Annotated in this window: 17 protein-coding genes; 9 read left to right on the forward strand and 8 right to left on the reverse strand. The window is 74.0% G+C overall.

The annotated features are described in order from the left end of the window. Positions 1–37: 37 nt before the first annotated feature. Together ACSMTC_RS27715 and thiE are read left to right on the forward strand one after the other, a co-directional pair. Positions 38–403 (forward strand): Rv2175c family DNA-binding protein, encoded by a 366-nt coding sequence (locus tag ACSMTC_RS27715; RefSeq protein ID WP_436562428.1) that lies wholly within the window; start codon positions 38–40, stop codon positions 401–403. Beyond that, entirely contained in the window at positions 403–1,047 is a 645-nt protein-coding gene (thiE, locus tag ACSMTC_RS27720; RefSeq protein WP_436562429.1) for a thiamine phosphate synthase, read from the forward strand. Before ACSMTC_RS27715 ends, thiE begins: the two co-directional genes overlap by 1 nt. Positions 1,048–1,142: 95 nt before the next feature. Here thiE and ACSMTC_RS27725 read toward each other — a convergent pair whose 3' ends face one another. Then, positions 1,143–2,249 carry a polyprenyl synthetase family protein gene (locus ACSMTC_RS27725; protein WP_436562430.1) on the reverse strand — a complete coding sequence of 369 codons (1,107 nt, stop codon included), beginning with the start codon at positions 2,247–2,249 and terminating at the stop codon, positions 1,143–1,145. A 149-nt stretch (positions 2,250–2,398) separates the two neighbouring features. Here ACSMTC_RS27725 and metF point away from each other — a divergent pair, with 149 nt between their 5' ends. After that, a complete protein-coding gene (metF, locus tag ACSMTC_RS27730) occupies positions 2,399–3,313 on the forward strand; it encodes a methylenetetrahydrofolate reductase [NAD(P)H] (protein WP_436562431.1) in 915 nt (304 codons plus the stop codon). Between the two features lie 97 nt (positions 3,314–3,410). Continuing rightward, complete coding sequence (locus ACSMTC_RS27735; protein ID WP_436562432.1) at positions 3,411–4,310, forward strand: hypothetical protein; 900 nt, start codon at positions 3,411–3,413, stop codon at positions 4,308–4,310. Positions 4,311–4,322: 12 nt separating this feature from the next. On the opposite strand, the gene ACSMTC_RS27740 is transcribed toward ACSMTC_RS27735, so the two are convergent. Beyond that, complete coding sequence (locus tag ACSMTC_RS27740; protein ID WP_436564831.1) at positions 4,323–4,568, reverse strand: DUF2630 family protein; 246 nt, start codon at positions 4,566–4,568, stop codon at positions 4,323–4,325. Between the two features lie 178 nt (positions 4,569–4,746). Here ACSMTC_RS27740 and ACSMTC_RS27745 point away from each other — a divergent pair, with 178 nt between their 5' ends. Both ACSMTC_RS27745 and ACSMTC_RS27750 read left to right on the forward strand, forming a co-directional pair. Continuing rightward, positions 4,747–5,052, forward strand: a complete 306-nt coding sequence (locus ACSMTC_RS27745) for a tetratricopeptide repeat protein (RefSeq protein ID WP_436562433.1) — start codon at positions 4,747–4,749, stop codon at positions 5,050–5,052. Positions 5,053–5,209: 157 nt separating this feature from the next. After that, complete coding sequence (locus ACSMTC_RS27750; protein ID WP_436562434.1) at positions 5,210–5,638, forward strand: SRPBCC family protein; 429 nt, start codon at positions 5,210–5,212, stop codon at positions 5,636–5,638. 82 nt (positions 5,639–5,720) lie between these two features. Here the strand turns inward: ACSMTC_RS27750 and ACSMTC_RS27755 are convergent, their stop codons facing one another. Both ACSMTC_RS27755 and ACSMTC_RS27760 read right to left on the reverse strand, forming a co-directional pair. Beyond that, positions 5,721–7,169, reverse strand: coding sequence for a phytoene desaturase family protein (locus tag ACSMTC_RS27755; protein ID WP_436562435.1), 1,449 nt, complete (start codon positions 7,167–7,169; stop codon positions 5,721–5,723). An 83-nt stretch (positions 7,170–7,252) separates the two neighbouring features. Further along, a complete protein-coding gene (locus tag ACSMTC_RS27760; protein ID WP_436562436.1) occupies positions 7,253–7,879 on the reverse strand; it encodes a DUF4126 domain-containing protein in 627 nt (208 codons plus the stop codon). A gap of 324 nt (positions 7,880–8,203) precedes the next feature. Here ACSMTC_RS27760 and ACSMTC_RS27765 point away from each other — a divergent pair, with 324 nt between their 5' ends. The 3 genes from ACSMTC_RS27765 to ACSMTC_RS27775 all read left to right on the forward strand — a co-directional run bounded on the left by ACSMTC_RS27765 (position 8,204) and on the right by ACSMTC_RS27775 (position 10,340). Further along, on the forward strand, positions 8,204–8,806 hold the full coding sequence (locus tag ACSMTC_RS27765) for an SAV_6107 family HEPN domain-containing protein (RefSeq protein ID WP_436562437.1): 603 nt from the start codon (positions 8,204–8,206) through the stop codon (positions 8,804–8,806). A 138-nt stretch (positions 8,807–8,944) separates the two neighbouring features. Then, complete coding sequence (locus ACSMTC_RS27770; protein ID WP_436562438.1) at positions 8,945–9,697, forward strand: methyltransferase domain-containing protein; 753 nt, start codon at positions 8,945–8,947, stop codon at positions 9,695–9,697. Positions 9,698–9,956: 259 nt separating this feature from the next. Further along, positions 9,957–10,340 (forward strand): DUF3040 domain-containing protein, encoded by a 384-nt coding sequence (locus ACSMTC_RS27775; RefSeq protein ID WP_436562439.1) that lies wholly within the window; start codon positions 9,957–9,959, stop codon positions 10,338–10,340. Between the two features lie 242 nt (positions 10,341–10,582). Here ACSMTC_RS27775 and ACSMTC_RS27780 read toward each other — a convergent pair whose 3' ends face one another. From ACSMTC_RS27780 to ACSMTC_RS27795, 4 genes are all read right to left on the reverse strand, one after another. Next, complete coding sequence (locus ACSMTC_RS27780) at positions 10,583–12,961, reverse strand: transglutaminase TgpA family protein (RefSeq protein WP_436562440.1); 2,379 nt, start codon at positions 12,959–12,961, stop codon at positions 10,583–10,585. Further along, complete coding sequence (locus ACSMTC_RS27785; protein WP_436562441.1) at positions 12,958–14,289, reverse strand: DUF58 domain-containing protein; 1,332 nt, start codon at positions 14,287–14,289, stop codon at positions 12,958–12,960. Before ACSMTC_RS27785 ends, ACSMTC_RS27780 begins: the two co-directional genes overlap by 4 nt. Before the next feature lies 1 nt (position 14,290). Further along, positions 14,291–15,256, reverse strand: coding sequence for an AAA family ATPase (locus ACSMTC_RS27790; protein WP_436564832.1), 966 nt, complete (start codon positions 15,254–15,256; stop codon positions 14,291–14,293). 397 nt (positions 15,257–15,653) lie between these two features. Next, complete coding sequence (locus ACSMTC_RS27795; protein WP_436562442.1) at positions 15,654–16,187, reverse strand: beta-class carbonic anhydrase; 534 nt, start codon at positions 16,185–16,187, stop codon at positions 15,654–15,656. Positions 16,188–16,442 lie beyond the last annotated feature (255 nt).

The raw sequence follows: 16,442 nt of genomic DNA on the forward strand, positions 1-16,442 counted from the left end.
GGTGCGCGGGGGCGCCGGAAGGTGAGAGTCTGGTGCCGTGAGTGAGATCGATCCCAAGATTGAAGCCCTGGTCCCCGACTGGATGTACCTGCCCGACATCTCCGAGCAGTGGGGTGTCCTGGTCACCGAGGTCCGCAACCAGGTGAAGGCGGGCAGCCTGCTGGCTGTCCGGCGCGGCGAGAACAAGTCGCTGCAGGTCCCGGCCGCGTTCATCGACGCCGACGGCCCGGTCAAGCACCTGGTCGGCACGCTGACGGTGCTGCGTGACTGCGGGTTCAACGACGAGGAGATCCTCGAGTGGATGTTCACCGAGGACCCGTCGCTGCCCGGCAGCCCGATCCAGGCGCTCCGGGAGAACCGGGGCACCGAGGTCAAGCGCCGCGCGCAGGCCATGGCGCTCTGATGGCGGACCCCCGTACCCGGCTCGCCGAGGCCAGGCTCTACCTGTGCACCGACGCCCGGCGGGAGCAGGGTGACCTGCCGGAGTTCCTGGACGCCGTGCTGGCCGGCGGCGTGGACATCGTCCAGCTGCGCGACAAGGGGCTGGAGGCCAGGCAGGAGCTGGAGTACCTGGAGGTCTTCGCCGACGCCGCCCGGCGGCACGGCAAGCTCCTCGCGGTCAACGACCGCGCCGACGTCGCCCACGCCGCCCGTCCGCACGTGCTGCACCTGGGGCAGGACGACCTGCCGGTGCCGGCGGCGCGGGCGATCCTCGGCGACGAGGTGATCATCGGGCGGTCCTGCCATGCCGAGTCCGAGGTGGACGCGGCGATCGCCGAGCCGGGTGTGGACTACTTCTGCACCGGGCCGGTCTGGCCCACCCCCACCAAGCCGGGCCGCCCGGCCCCCGGGCTCGGCCTGGTCTCGTACGCGGCCAAGGCGGGGACGGACCGCCCGTGGTTCGCGATCGGCGGTATCGACCTGTCCAACCTGGACGAGGTACTCGCGGCCGGCGCCCGCCGGGTCGTGGTGGTCCGCGCGATCACCGCGGCCGAGGACCCCGGCGCGGCGGCCGTCGAGCTGGCCCGCCGAGTCCGCGCGGTCTGAGGCGGGAGGGTGCGGCCGGGGCCCCTGGGCCCGGCCGCACGGCGGTCGTCCCTCCTGCCGCGCAGTTCCCCGCGCCCCCGCCGGCCCCGCCGGGATCAGTACTTGCGGACGGTGGCCGCCTCGGCGAGGGCGAGCAGCGCTGCCCTGGCCGGGCCGTCGGCCAGCGGAGCGCTGTCGAGGGCGTCGAGGGACTGCCGCATCAGCTCCGTGATCCGCTCCTCCACCAGGTCGGCCGCGCCGCTGCGCTCGACCAGGCGGCGCAGCGCGGGTACCTCCTCGGCGGTCAGGTCCGGAGCCCCGAGCCGCTCGTCCAGCAGGCGGGCGTCGGCGGCGCCCAGCCCGCGCATCGCGTGCGCGATCAGCAGGGTCCGCTTGCCCTCGCGCAGGTCGTCCCCGGCGGGCTTGCCGGTGACCGCAGGGTCGCCGAAGACGCCGAGCAGGTCGTCGCGGAGCTGGAACGCCTCGCCGAGCGGCAGCCCGAACTCCGAGTAGGCGGTGAGCAGTTCGGGGCCGGCCCCGGCCAGCAGGGCGCCGATCTGGAGGGGGCGCTCGATGGTGTACTTGGCCGACTTGTAGTGCAGGACGGTCCGGGTGCGCGACAGCGCGCCCTCGTCGGTGGAGTCCCCGGCGACCGGCTCCAGCACGTCCAGGTACTGACCGACCATCACCTCGGTCCGCATCAGGTCGAAGACCGGCTTGGCCGCCAGGACCGGCCCGGCGGGCAGCCCGGAGCGCAGGAAGAGCTCGTCGCACCAGATCAGCAGCAGGTCGCCGAGCAGGACCGCCGCCGAGGCGCCGTACTGCTCGCGGTCACCGCGCCAGCCGCTGCCGCGGTGCAGCGCCTCGAAGCGGCGGTGCACCGAGGGCAGGCCGCGCCGGGTGTCGCTGCGGTCCATCAGGTCGTCGTGCACCAGGGCGCTGGCCTGGAGCAGCTCCAGTGCGGCGGCCGCCCGGGCGATGGACGGGTCCTCGGCGGCTCCGCCCGCGCCGCGCCAGCCCCAGTAGCAGAAGGCCGGGCGCAGCCGCTTGCCGCCGTCCAGCAGGAACTCGCGCAGCGCCTCGGTGACGGGCAGCAGCTGGGTTGAGATCCCGGAGAGCAGTGCGGACTGCCCGTCCATGAACTCCGCGAGGGCCGTGTTGACGCGCTCGCGGACATCCTCCATGGCTATGGGGTCGACCGACTGGCTGCTGGACGAGGGCACGAAGAACTCCGGATCACTGGGGTGACAATCAGACTAACGGGAGGGGGGTCCAAGGGCCCCATCAAGGACGTCCGCAGGCCGTCCAACCGACGTCTCAGTTGGTGGACAAGTGTTGTCAGGCCCTCGATCGTGCCCGCTAACCTGCCAGCATGGCACTTGGCATCTCGTCCACCAGGACTGACCGCGCACAGACGGTTCACGACCTGCTGGCAGCGGGGGACCGTTCGTTCTCCTTCGAGTTCATGCCCCCGCGCAGCGAGGACGCCGAGCGCCGCCTGTGGGACGCGATCCGCCGGCTGGAAGCGCTCAGCCCCAACTTCGTCTGTATGACGTACGGCGCCGGCGGCTCCTCCCGGGGCCGCACCGTGGACATGGTCGGCCGGATCGCCACCGAGACCACCCTGACCCCGGTCGCCCACCTCACCGCCGTGGACCACTCGCTGGCCGAGCTGCGCAACATCATCGGCCACTACGCGGACCAGGGCGTCCGCAACGTCCTCGCCGTCCGGGGCGACCCGCCCGGTGACCCGCAGGGCGAGTGGGTCCGTCACCCGGAAGGCGTCTCCTACGCGTACGAGCTGGTCGAGCTGATCAAGGGCATCGGCGAGTTCTGCGTCGGCGTGGCCGCGTTCCCGCAGATGCACCCGCGTTCGGACAACTGGGACGACGACATCCGGCACTTCGTCAACAAGATCCGCGCGGGTGCCGACTACGCGATCACCCAGATGTTCTTCGAGGTGGAGGACTACCTGCGGCTGCGCGACCGGGTCGCCGCGGCCGGCTGCGAGGTGCCGATCATCCCGGAGATCATGCCGGTCACCAACATCCGCCAGCTGGAGCGTTTCCCGCAGCTCTCCGGGTCGGCGTTCCCGGTGGAGCTGGAGCGCCGCTTCCGGGTCGTCGCCGACGACAAGGAGTCGGTGCGCGCCATCGGTATCGAGCACGCCACCGCGATGTCCGAGCGGCTGCTCGCCGAGGGCGCTCCCGGCCTGCACTTCATCACCCTCAACCACTCCACCTCGACCCTGGAGATCTACCAGAACCTCGGTCTCCACCAGCGCTGAACCGGCCGCTGGGAGCAGCCCGTCGGCGATGCGGCTCCGGGGCCGCCGAGACGGTACAGTCGCCCGCAGACGCGCGGTTCGCGACTGGAGGTAGCGGATGGGCATCGGATATCTGCTGCTGTACGTCGCGCTGGCGGTGGTGGCGCTCTGGCTGTTCGCCGAGCTGCTGCTGCAGAACCGCGCGCCGCTGCACTGGAGAGCACTCGCGCTGGCGGGCTTCCTCACGGTGGTCGCCGGGATGCAGCTCCGGTCGGTGGTGGTGATCGGGGCCGGCGGGGCGGCCTTCGCCCTCGGCCAGACCCTCGTCACCCTCGCGGTCAAGCGCGGTACGGCCACCGCCTGGTCGCTGCGCGGCCGGGACGGCGGCCTGCCGGGCCCGCTCGCCCGGATCCCGCTGCTCAGCGCCGCGACCGGCGGCGCCGTCGCCGCCGCCGCGGTGGTGCGGCAGGTCGGCGAGGTCGGCCCGGTCGAGGAGGCCGGACCGGTCGCGGCGGTGCCCGGCCCGCGCGACCCGAGCCCGTTCGAATCGGTACCGTCCGATCCGGCCGCCTACGGTGTGGTCGCCCATGACCCGGTCGCCCATGATCCGGCTCCCTACGACCCGGCTCCCTATGACCCGGGTGCCTATGCCCCGTACGGGCAGCCGTCCGCCTACGATCCGTACGGGCAGGCATCCCCGTACGGGCAGCTGCAGGAGATCGGCGACGGCAGCGTGTACGTCGAGCCCGTCCAGCAGCCGGAGCCGTATCCGCCGACCGCCTTCCAGCCGCAGCCCGGAGCCTCCCCGTACACCGACCAGCACTGGCCGCAGCAGCCCGGGGCCGGGTACGACCAGTCGTACGCGCAGCCCGGGTACCAGGACCCCTACGCCCAGCCACAGCCCCAGTACCAGGACGTCCCCCAGCAGTACGCCCAGCCCTGGGAGTACCAGCAGCCGCAGGCCGTGGAGCAGCCCGGCTACGGCCACAACCCCTGGGGTCACCAGCAGCAGGGCTGAGCCCCGGCCCGGTCAGGACTCGTAGGACTCGACCTGGGAGGCCGGGCGGACGTGGGCCTCGTCGGGGTTCTCGCCGTACTGGGTGCGGGCGCGGCGCTGGCGCAGCAGGTCCCAGCACTGGTCGAGCCTGATCTCCAGGGCGGCGAGTTCCTGCTGGGCACTGGCGGTGTCCGCCTCGCCGGCGGCGATCCTGGCCCGCAGGACCTTCTCGGCGGCGACCATGTCGCCGATGGTCGCGAGGATGTCGGCGTCGGTCATGGCGTCCTCCCTGGCGGGAGCGCGGTTGGTTCCACTGCTCATCCTCGGTTCGCCTCCGCCGGGCCGCATCCGGCGGAGCCCTGACCGCCGGGCCCGGAACACAGCGCCCGGAACACATCGGCGGCCGCGGTGGTTGAAGCGGCCGTCCAGCCCGTCCGTACCGGGAGGAGCCGTTCCGGTGAGCTATCACGAGTACCAGCGCGCGGTCCTGTTCTTCGACTCCGAGGACTACGTCGGGGCGGCCCGGATCCTCGAACCGCTCGTCGAGCAGGACCCGGCCAACCGCTCCGCCGTCGAACTGCTCGGCCGTGCGTACTTCCACAGCGCCCGGCTCGGCAGCGCCGAACGGCTCTTCCGGCGCCTGGTGGAGCTCGACCCGGCCAACGGCTGGGCGTACGAGGCGCTGGGTCGGACCCTGGAGCGGCAGGGCGACGCGGCCGGCGCGGATCGGTTCCTCAAGCTCGCCCGGGCGATGGGCGGTTAGCGCCCTGGGGGCGCGAACCGGTGTGAACTGCCCATTGCCACCGGATGGTTCACCGGGCAGGCCGGTCGCGCCCCTGTCGCGGAACCCGTGACCGATCGGACAACCGAGCCGTACGCTGGTCGAGTTGACGTGCCGTCGGTCAGTTGCGGGGGTGCCCGTGTCCCATACCGTCACGGTCGAGGTCGCGGCTGTGCCCGCGCGGATCTGGCAGGTGCTCACCGAGGTCGAGCGCTGGCCATCCTGGACCGCCACCGTCTCCGAGGTGCGCCGCCTGGAGGAGGGCCCCTTCGGTGTCGGCAGCACGGTGCGGATCCGGCAGCCCAGGCTCCGCCCGGCCGTCTGGCAGGTGACGGTGTACGAACCCGGGCGCTGCTTCGCTTGGCAGAGCGGCGCCCCGGGGGTGCTGACCGTCGCCGACCACCGGATCGACCCGCGACCGGACGGCGGCGCGGAGGTCACGCTGACGCTCAGCCAGTTCGGCCCGGCCGCTCCGGTGCTCGGTGTGGTCTACGGGCCGCTGACCCGCCGCTATCTGGCCATCGAGGCGGCGGGCCTGAAGCGCGCCGCCGAGCAGCCGCCGGGCTGAGGGCGGCCGGCGACAGGGGTCGTGCCGGCCGCTCGATCCGCACTCCCCGCCGCCGGTCGGCGCGGCCCGGTCCGCGGCCCGTTCAGGCCGGGCCGATCCCGGTGGCCGCGATCGAGGCGGACATCCCGGCCCTGGCCAGGCCTCCACCGGGATGGACGGTGGCGCCGACCAGGAGCAGGCCCGGGATGCCGGACTCGTTCGGCGGGTTGAGGAACCGCCCGCCGAGCCCCGCCAGCGACGGGTGGGCCAGGGCGGCGGACGGCGGCAGCACCTCGCGCCACAGCACCCGCTCGCGCAGATCGATCCCGGCGGTCGCCAGGTGGTCGAGCAGATGGTCGGCATACGCCTCGAAGTCCGGTGCGAGATCGGCGAGTTCGTCCGGATCTGGCACGGTGACGGTGAGCGTGGCGGCCTCGTGCGCATCGTCCGGGCGCAGTGTGGCGTCATCGGGCCGGTGCACCTGGACCGTGGGGTACTCGGGCAGATCGGGGTGCTCGAAGACCTGGTCCAGTTCGCGCTGCGAGTCCCGGGCGTGCACCACCGTGCGGTACGCGGTTCCGGCCGGGCGTGCGCCCCGCAGGGCCAGCAGGACCGTGAGCCGGCCGGTGGACCCGCCCGCGCCGAACTTCGGGTCGAGGCCGGGCACGATGCCGCGCCGGGCCAGGGTGGCGGCGTCGACCGCCGAGAGCACCAGATCCGCCTCGAAGCGGCGCTCCCCGGCCGCGACCCCGCAGGCCCTGCCGCCCGCCATCAGCACCTCGGTGACGCGGGTGTCGAAGTGGAACTCCACCCCGCGCTGTTCGCACCGCCGGTACACCGCCTCGGCCAGCGCCCGGTTGCCGCCGGTGACGTACCAGACGCCGAAGGACTGCTCCATGTACGGCAGCACACTGGCCCCGGCCGGTGCGTCCTCGGGGGAGAGCCCGAAGCGCAGCGCGTACTCGTACAGCAGCGCGGTCAGCCCGGGGTGGCCGCCGAGTTCGCGTTCGGCGACGTCGGAGAGGGTCTTGGTGCGGTGGGACAGCCGGGCCAGTCCGCGGCGCGGCGGCGCCGGGTAGGGGTCGGTGTGCAGCGGACGGGGGTCGGCCGGCAGCGGCTCTTCGAGCAGCGGCCGCCGGGTGGCCTCCCAGACCGCGCGGGCCCGGATCATCACCTCGCCCCAGCGCTCGCCCGAGCCCGGGCCGAAGGCCGCGTCCAGGGCCTGGGCGACCCCGCCGCGCGAGGCGTTGGGCAGCAGCAAATCCGTACCGTCCGGGAACACGTGCCGGCTCTCCGGGGACAGCGGCGCCAGCTCGACCAACTGCTCCAGCGGGTCGCGGCCGGACTTCAGCGCCAGGTCGCGGTAGACGGCGGGCAGAGTGAGCAGACCGGGGCCGGTGTCGAAGGCGAAGCTGTCCCGCTCGTAGCGGCCGAGCATCCCCCCGTACGTCCCGCTCGCCTCACAGACCGTCACCCGGTGTCCGAGGGTGGCCAGCCGGGCTGCGGCGGCCAGTCCGCTGATTCCTGCTCCGATGATGACGATCCGTGCCATGGGATCCGATCCTAGATCCCGCCCGCCACCTCCCCGAGCCACCTCTCCGGGCCACTCCAGGGACGGACGGTCCGTGTCCGCACTCAGTACCGTTGTGCGCCGACCGGCTGGGGCTGCCGCCCGGCGGCCCGCTGCGCCCTGCGCTCGCGGCGCCGCTGGCGGAAGCGGCGGATCCGGGAGAACGCGAACCAGACCAGCACCAGGCCGGCCGCCAGCAGGATCGCGGCGACGGAGGCGGCGAACCACGGGTGGAAGATCGCCAGGGTGACCAGCCCGGCCACCGAGAGGTCCTCGACCAGACTGACGATGATGTTGCTGGCCGGCTCGGGGGAACTGTTGACCGCCATCCGCAGTGAGGCCTTGACGAGATGGCTGACCAGCGCCGTGGCACCGCCCATCGCGCCCGCCGCGACCTCGCCCAGCGAGCCCGGGTGCGCACTGGCCAGCAGGGCGCCGACCGTCGCACCGGCGATCGGGCGGATCACCGTGTGGATCGCGTCCCAGACCGTGTCCACGTACGGGATCTTGTCGGCGACCGCCTCGCAGAGGAACAGCACGGTCGCGGCGATCAGCACATCGGTGCGCTCCAGCACCGGTGGGACCGACTCCGCCCCGGCGAAGCGCCCGAGCAGACCGAGCAGCATCACCACGGCGTAGGCGTTGATCCCGCTCGCCCAGCCGCTGGTGAAGATCAACGGGACGATGCCCACTTTCGTGCCCCCTTGGAAACCACGTCTAACGGTCGGGCCACACGGTACCCGGGCCGGCGGACGGCCCGGGTTCTCAGGACGCCGCCGGCCGCCGGCCGGTTCCGGCGACCGGACCGGTCGCCGGGGTCGCCGGGGTCGACGGCTCGTGCGGCCTGCGCGGCCTCTGCGGCTTCGCGGCCCCCGCGGCCTCCGCGGCCTCCGCGGCCTCCGCGGCCCCCGCGGCCTCCGCGGACGGATCAGCGGACGGATTGTCAGTGGTGCCGTTCAGGATGGAATCGCACGGGCCACCCGGCCCGCGCCATCCGCTTTGGACCGGGGGATGCCATGACCATCAGCCGCCCTGAGACCGTCACCCGCCGCCAAGTCGCCGATCCTCGTGTCCCCGCTCCCCAGTACGCGCCGTCCCGGCAGGAGCCGTACCGGAGCCCGCCGCCGCAGGGCCGGGGAGCCGACGTCCACCCCGTGCAGCGCAGGGCCGCCGCCCCGCCCGCCGCCCTGGACCTCCTCCACCACGCCGACCTGACGCTGCTCCGCGCCCGCCAGTTCGAGGACCCGCTGGAGCGGTACGCCGCCGCGCACCTGGCCGCGCTGCGCACCACCGCGGCCGTGCTCGCCGTGCGCGGGCGGCCGGAGCGGAACCCGCGCCGCCGCCGGGCCATCCGCAGCGCCTGGGACGTCCTGCCCGAGGTCGCCCCCGAACTCGCCGAGTGGGCCGTCTACTTCGCGGCGGGCGCCCGCCGCCGGGCCGCCGCCGAGGCGGGCATCCGCGGTGCGGCCAGCCCGCGTGACGCGGACGACCTGATCCGCAACACCGCGCTCTACCACCGCATCGTGCAGCGCCTGCTGGGCCTTCACCCCGACCCGCCGGCCCAGCCGCTACCGCTCGACCCGCTCGCCACCGCGGCGGAGGAAGGCTCCCCGGGGTAGGCCCCGGCCGGCCGCCGGCAGGGCCGTGGTGTGGAGGCGCTGTGCCGCCGGTGTGGCCGGGGTGGGGCGGGGCCCGGCAGGGGCCGGTCGGTCTAAGGTGGTGGCAACAGCGAACCCCCGCCACGAGGAGCCCCAGCCTTGTACCCGACGCGTCCCCGCAGCGCCCTGCGTACCGCCGTGGTGTGGGAGGTGGTGAAGACGGCCCTGGAACGCCGGGCCGCCGAACTGGACCAGCCGGTGCTGGACGTGCTCGACACCGGCGGCGGCACCGGTAACTTCGCCGTGCCGGTGGCCCGGCTGGGCCACCGGGTGACCGTGGTCGACCCGAGCCCGGACGCGCTCTTCGCGCTGGAGCGCCGGGCCGCCGAGGCGGGTGTCACCGAGCTGATCCGTGCCGTGCAGGGCGACACCCAGACCCTGCCCGAGGTGATCAGCCCGGCCAGCGTGGACGCGGTGTTCTGCCACGGTGTCCTGGAGGTGGTGGACGACCCGGCCGAGGCGCTCGGCAACCTCACCGCGACCCTGCGCAAGGGCGGTCTGGTGAGCCTGCTCGCCGCCAACCGCAACGGTGCCGTGCTGGCCCGCGCCCTCGGCGGGCACTTCGCCGATGCCCGCGCCGTGCTGGACGCCCCCAACGGCCGCTGGGGCGAGCAGGACCCGATGCCGCGCCGGTTCACCGGCGAGGAGCTCGACCGCCTGGCCCGCGCCGCCGGTCTGCGGGTGGATTCGGTGCACGGCGTACGGGTCTTCGCCGACCTGGTCCCCGGCGTCCTGGTCGACACCGAGCCCGGCGCGATGGAGGCACTGCTCAGGCTGGAGCAGGCCGCGGCGGCGGAGCCCGCCTTCCACGCCGTGGCCACCCAGCTGCACCTGCTCGCCTCGCTCACCTGACCCTTCGGCCATAACTGCGAGAGATTCCTCCGTCTCGGGCACTTGTCCGTGCACTGCGGCGTTGGGAACCGTACGGAAAGCGCACACGCGAGCGGCCCGAGCCACGTGTGCCCGACCGTCCCGAACCCGGCCTCCGGACCGTATGATCTGGGTAAAGCCGGAAAGCATGACAGCCAGAACCATGGGGCATATGGACCACACAGGGCCGAGCCAGGGGTGGCGGACCGGTCGCCCCGCGACCGACGAGTAGGAGGACTCCGTGCCGCTCTCGGAGCACGAGCAGCGACTGCTCGAGCAGATGGAGCGAGCGCTGTACGCAGAAGATCCCAAGTTCGCGTCAGCGCTCGAGGGAACCGGGCTGCGCACCTACACCCGTCGGAAGGTCTACCTGGCCGCCGCAGGGTTCGTCGTGGGTGTGGGCCTCCTGATGGGGGGCATGGTCGCTCAGTACATCTGGGTGGGCGTCGTCGGGTTCCTCGTGATGCTGGGCTGCGCGGTCCTCGCCGTTACCTGGTGGAGGCGCGGCCCTGCCGGGCAGGGGGCGGGTCCGAGGACGGCCCCGGCTCCGCGTCGGAAGGCCGGTGTGATGGACCGGATGGAGCAGCGCTGGCAACGCCGCAGGGATGAGCACAACGGCCTGTAGCCGGTCGGTGTTCTGGACGTACGGGTGAGGGCGGGCAGTCGGTGGACTGCCCGCCCTCACCCGTGTACGTGGCCGCGGTGGCGGAGCCCCGGGCGCTCGGCCCGGCTCCTCGGGGTGCGGGGCACCGTCCGGCCGGGACGGCGGGAGCCGGGCATGCGGCCGCCCGGGGCGCGGGAACGGAGGGAAGCCGCCCACCGCCGTCCGCGGGCCGGCCACGCGACTCCCCGCGCCCCTGGGCGGTGCTACCGCCTGCGGAACACCGCCGTGAGGCGGGTGGGCAGCCGGGCCACCGCGTCCCGGGCGGCGGCGGTCCGCTCCTGGTTCCGCCACCGCAGCCGTGCCGAGGACGGCGGCAGCAGGACGGCCCTGGCCCGGCCGCGCCGCCCGGCCGCGGCCCGCAGGCCCGCCGCGGTGGTCCGTACGTCGGCCCCGAGCCCGGACTGGGGCTGCGGGAGGCGCGCGTAGAGCACCTGTTCGGCGGCCAGGGCGACCCGGCCGGCGGCGGCCGCGGCGGACTCGTCCAGCTGCCCGGCCTCGGCGATCCGCTGCGCCGCCCGGCGCGGGGTCCGCGCCTCGTCGGGCGGGACCCCCAGGTCCCAGGCGGTGTCGATCAGCTCCTCCCAGGCGGCCAGCACCTGCTGGTCGGTCATCCGGGCGGACGGGCCGCCGGGCTGGTGCCGGCCGGTGCCCAGGCGCCGGCGGCGCTGCCGGACCCGCCAGAGCATCGGCGTGGCCAGCAGGGCGAGGACCAGCAGGCCTGCGGCGGCACAGGCCAGGGTCTGGCCGCCGACCCTCCACGGTGCCGACGCCGTGGAGGCGCGCGAAGCGGGCTTGCCCTGGTCCCCGCAGTCCCCGGCGCGGCGCTGCTGAGCCTTGCAGCCGCCGTCGGCGCTGGGCGCCGCGGAGGCGCTGGCGGTCGGCGTGGCGGTGGGCTGCTCGGAGGGGGCACTGGGCGCGGGCGCGGTCCGCTCCTGGGAGTAGCTCGGGGTGACACCGCGGCTGGGGGTCGGCTCGAAGCGCAGCCAGCCGGAGCCGGGGAAGAACAGCTCCGGCCAGGCGTGGTAGTCCTGCGCGTGCACCACGTAGCGGCCGTTGCCCTGGTCGGTGCCGGGCGCGAACCCGATGGCGACCCGGGCGGGGATGCCGAGCGTCCGGGCCATGGCGGCCATGGTGGCCGCGAAGTGGACGCAGAAACCGGTCCGCTCCCGCAGGAACCGGACGATGGCGTCGCTCCCGGTGGCGGCCGGGACCGACAGGCTGTAGTGGAAGTCCGGCGAGTTGAACCAGTTCTGCAGGGCCACCGCCCGGTCGTAGGCGTCGTTCTTCCCGGCGGTGACGCGCCGGGCGGTCTCGGCCACCACCGGCGGAAGGCCCTGCGGCAGCCCGAGGTACTTCTGCGCGAAGTCGGCGGGTGCCTCCCCGGCCGAGCGCAGCTGCGCCGGGCTCGGCTCGATGTCCAGGCTGTCGACCCGGTACTTCAGGCCGTTGCTCTGCTGGCCGTTGTCGGCGACCACGGTGCGGGTGCCGGGCTCGTACCTCCAGCGGCCCGGCACCGTGACGGTGTCGGCGGGGTACGGCATCGGCAGGGTGTCGGTGCTGAGGCTGTCGGAGATGGTGACGTTCGTGGACACCGGGGTGACCGGCACACCCGAACCGAGGCCCTCCGGGGCGGGGAAGGTCGTGGGCAGGGGCTGCAGCGGCTGGTCGGAGTACTTCCACTCGACGCCGTCGAAGTCGTCCAGCGCGTTGATCCGCAGGTACATCTGGCTGGCGTTGCTGGCGTCCGTGGTGTAGCTGAACATCTCGACGTTGCCCGGCCGGTTCAGGCTGGCGGTCAGCGCCACCACCGGATTGAGCGAGGTGATCCGCCCGGCGGAGCCGGACCCGTGGCCCGCCCCCGAGCCCTTGCCGATCAGGCCGAGGCTGCCCTGCGGGACCAACCCCGGGAGGACCAGCGCGCACACCAGGGCGAGCAGTCCGACCAGGTGGCCGTTGTGGGAGAGGCTACGGCTGCCGTGCCGGGCGGTGCCGTGGAAGATCCGGCCCCAGCGGGAGAGCCGGTCCTGGCCCTCCGCGAACAGCAGCAGCAGGTAGCCGACCGCAGTGGGCAGGAACCAGGCCCAGGAGTGCCCGGCGGGGTTCAGGCCGGTGCCGACCGAGTACAGCGCGAGCAGCGGCAGACCCGCGACGGCGGCCCGGCGGAAGGTCACCGCGAGGGCGTCCACCAGGACGGCGACCAGGGTCACCGAGCCGATCAGGATCAGCCTGAGCCCGGGCGAGGCGGGTGCCGGGATCGTGTAGTCGCGGATGGTCGCGACGCCGTCGGCCACCAGCGTGCCGACCGCGTCGATCGCCCTCGGGCCCGGCAGCACGCCGCCCGTCAGCGAGGACGCGACGGTCAGGAACATCAGCAGGTACAGCACGGCCAGCAGCTGGAGCGGCACCACCAGAACCCGGGAGAGGGCGAGGCGGCGCAGCCCGGCGCCGACCGCGGCGACCGCGATGATCTGGACGGCCGCGGCGAGGTACCAGGCGCTCTGGGCGACCAGGGGGGTCAGGCAGAGCGTCGTCAGCGCGGTGGCCAGCGCCGAGTAGAGCGTCAACTTGGCCCGGGTGGTCACGAACCGGCCTCGTCTCGGTAGGGGCCCCGCACCGGGGAGCCCTGGGCGGAGCGGTCGGCGAGGCGCCAGAGTTCGGGCACCGAGTCGACCGACCTGGCGGGCAGTACGGTCCAGCCGGCCTCGCGGAGCAGCCGGATTTGCCGGGCGCTCCGGTGGTCGGGAGCGTCGGGCAGGACCGCGCGCAGCCCGGCCCAGGTCTCGACGGACAGGACGAAGGCGATGCCGACGGCGGCCCGGCGGCGGAGCTTGCAGAGCCGGGTGATCTGCTCCTCGTCCAGTTCGCCGAGGACGGCCACCAGCAGGCCCTCGCCGCCGGACCGCAGTACGTCCTCGGCGCGGCCGAAGCCCCCGCCGTCGGAGTGCTCGATCACGGCCAGCGCGTCCAGCAGCAGTCCGGCGGACTCGCCGGCGGTGGCCGCGCCGGCCTCGGCGCCGGCGACCGAGCCGCCGGCGTCGGTCAGCAGCCGGGTCCGGTAGCCGAGTTCCAGCAGATGGACGCCGACCGAGGCGGCGCAGCTGACGGCCCACTCGAAGGAGGAGGCGAGGCCGGTGCCCCGGTGGGCGAGTTCCCGGGTGTCCAGCAGCACGGTGGCACGGGCCTGGACGGGCTGCTCCTCCCGGCGGACCATCAGTTCGCCGTACCGGGCGGTGGACTTCCAGTGCACCCGGCGCAGGTCGTCGCCGTGCCGGTACTCGCGCGGGATGACGTCGTCGTCACCGGCCAGCGCGAGGGTGCGGGTGTTGCTCTCACCGCGGCCGGGCGACTCGCCGGCCAGCCGTACGGGGGGCAGCGGCTGCACCTGCGGCACCACGGTGAGGGTGTCGAAGGCGGCGAAGGCCCTGGTCAGCTCGCACATCCCGAACGGGTCGGCGACCCGCAGCTGGAGCGGCCCGAGCGGGTAGAGCCCGCGCACGTCCGAGCGGACCCGGTAGGAGACCTCGCGGAAGCCGTGCGGCTCGACCCGGTCCAGCACGAAGCGGGGGCGCGGCCCGAGGACGTACGGGACCTGGTCCTCCAGCAGCAGCAGTCCGGTGGGGACCCGGGAGACGTTGTCCAGGCGCAGGTGGACCCGGGCCTCCTGCCCGGCCGAGGCGCGGTGCGGGGCGAGCCTGCGCCCTCCGGCGACCCGGTAGCGGGTGCGCAGCAGCAGGACGGCGGCGCACAGCGGCAGCGCGGCCAGCAGCACGCCGACCTGGAGCAGGGTCTCCTGGCCGAAGACGTACGCGCACCCCATGGCGGTGATCCCGGCGGCGAGGAAGGAGCGGCCCCTGGTGGTCAGGCCCTGCAGCCCGGTGCGCAGGCCTGCGGGCTTGTCGGGCTGAGCCACCTCAGCCGCGCCCCTGCGGACGCGGGATCGGCAGCCGGGTCACCAGGTCGAGCACGATCTGCTCGGCGCCGCGGCGGCTCAGCTGGGCCTCGGCGGTGGGCATCAGACGGTGTGCCAGGACGGGGACGGCGAGGGCCTGGATGTCGTCCGGCAGCACGTACTCGCGGCCGTCCAGCGCGGCGGCGGCGCGGGCGGCGCGGACCAGGTGCAGGGTGGCCCGGGGGGAGGCGCCCAGGCGCAGCTCCGGGTGGTTGCGGGTGGCGCCGACCAGGTCGACGGCGTAGCGGCGGACCGGGTCGGCCAGGTGCACCGTGCGGACCAGGCCGATCAGCCTGAGGATGTCGTCGGCGTGCGCGACCGGCTTCAGGCCGTCCAGCGGGTTGGCGCCGGCGTGGTGGTCGAGCATGGCGAACTCGGCCTCGGGGCTTGGGTAGCCGATCGAGATCCGGGCCATGAAGCGGTCGCGCTGGGCCTCGGGCAGCGCGTAGGTGCCCTCCATCTCGACCGGGTTCTGGGTGGCGATCACCATGAACGGGGAGGGCAGCTCGTGGCTGGTGCCGTCGATGGTGACCTGGCGCTCCTCCATCGACTCCAGCAGCGCGGACTGGGTCTTGGGCGAGGCCCGGTTGATCTCGTCGCCGACCACGATCTGGGCGAAGATGGCGCCCGGGCGGAACTCGAAGTCCAGCCGCTGCTGGTCGAAGATGTTGGTGCCGGTCACATCGGAGGGCAGCAGGTCCGGGGTGAACTGAATCCGGCGGACCGAGCAGTCGAGCGAGCGGGCGAGCGTCTTGGCGAGCATGGTCTTGCCGACGCCGGGGACGTCCTCCAGCAGCAGGTGGCCCTCGGCCAGCAGCACGGTCAGCGCGATCCGGACGGCCTCCGGCTTGCCGTCGATGACGCTCTCCACCGAGGCGCGGACCCGCTCCGCCACCGCACTCAGCTCGTGCAGTCCGGGCTCGTGCAGTCCGGCCGGACGCGGGCCGCTCGCCCGCACGGCGGCGGTCTGTCCGTTGTAGGTCGTCACCCGTAAGCTCCCATGGCCCAGTCGCCGGCCCTCGTCCCGGGTCCGGCCCCACCCCGATTACGCGGCCCGCCGCCACTTCGGTTCCGGTAGCGGACCCGCGGTTCCGGAGGGGGACCTGAGTGTCTTCGGGAATCAGGCGGAGGACCGGTGCGGGGCGGTGGCGCGGTCAGGCAGCCCCAGGTGGTACGGGGTCAGCCTGCAGGCGCATTCTTCCCTGCCGGGTGGCCGAAAGTCACCCGGGAGGGCGAGACGCGAGCACTGTCCCGGTTCGTCCCCCGGACGGAGCGCGGTCCCACCGGCCCGGACGCCGTCCGCCGGGCCGGTGGGGGTGGCGGTCCTAGTCGATCTCGCGCAGCAGGCCGGTGTGGACGTCGAAGACGAAGCCCCGGACGTCGTCGGTGTGCAGCAGGAACGGGGAGGTGCGCACCCGCTGCATCGACTGGCGGACATCGCTGTCCAGGTCCACGAAGGCCTCGACGGCCCACTGCGGGCGCTGGCCGACCTCCAGTTCCAGCTCGCGGCGGAAGTCCTCGGTGAGCCCGAGCAGACCGCAGCCGGTGTGGTGGATCAGCACCACCGAGCGGGTGCCGAGGGCGCGCTGGCTGATGGTGAGCGAGCGGATGGTGTCGTCGGTGACGACGCCGCCGGCGTTGCGGATGATGTGTGCGTCGCCGAGCTCCAGGCCGAGCGCGGCGAACAGGTCGAGCCGGGCGTCCATGCAGGCCACCACGGCGACCTTCTGGACGGGCCGGGCGTCCATGCCGCCGTCGCGGAAGCCGACCGCATAGGCGCGGTTGGCCTCGACGAAGCGGTCGGTGATGGTGGGGGCGGCAGCGGTGGACGGCGTGGGCCGCTCAGGGGTCACTGTCATGCCGACGACGGTAATAGGATTTCTCGCTCCGTGGTGGGGGAGGACCGCCGGATCGAGGGCGGTGTGATGGAGCGCATAGCGGAGCGCGCCCGGCGGACGGGACGACTTGACCGCTTGTGCCCCGGTCTGTCCGGCGCGCGCGGTACGCGGTGCGCGCCTCGCCCGGGCCGTCCCCCCACCGGCCGCGGAGCCCGTCGCACCCCCGCCGACCTGCGGAGACCCGATACCTCCGGCTGGGTGGTGCGCCGTCGCGGA

This window comes from Kitasatospora sp. HPM-01-4, assembly GCF_051374625.1.
GTDB lineage: Bacteria > Actinomycetota > Actinomycetes > Streptomycetales > Streptomycetaceae > Kitasatospora.

Coding starts and splice junctions, on each gene's coding strand:
- thiE (WP_436562429.1), top strand. CDS start 403: ATGGCGGACCCCCGTACCCGGCTCGCCGAGGCCAGGCTCTACCTGTGC.
- metF (WP_436562431.1), top strand. CDS start 2,399: ATGGCACTTGGCATCTCGTCCACCAGGACTGACCGCGCACAGACGGTT.
- ACSMTC_RS27735 (WP_436562432.1), top strand. CDS start 3,411: ATGGGCATCGGATATCTGCTGCTGTACGTCGCGCTGGCGGTGGTGGCG.
- ACSMTC_RS27740 (WP_436564831.1), bottom strand. CDS start 4,568: ATGACCGACGCCGACATCCTCGCGACCATCGGCGACATGGTCGCCGCC.
- ACSMTC_RS27755 (WP_436562435.1), bottom strand. CDS start 7,169: ATGGCACGGATCGTCATCATCGGAGCAGGAATCAGCGGACTGGCCGCC.
- ACSMTC_RS27765 (WP_436562437.1), top strand. CDS start 8,204: ATGACCATCAGCCGCCCTGAGACCGTCACCCGCCGCCAAGTCGCCGAT.
- ACSMTC_RS27795 (WP_436562442.1), bottom strand. CDS start 16,187: ATGACAGTGACCCCTGAGCGGCCCACGCCGTCCACCGCTGCCGCCCCC.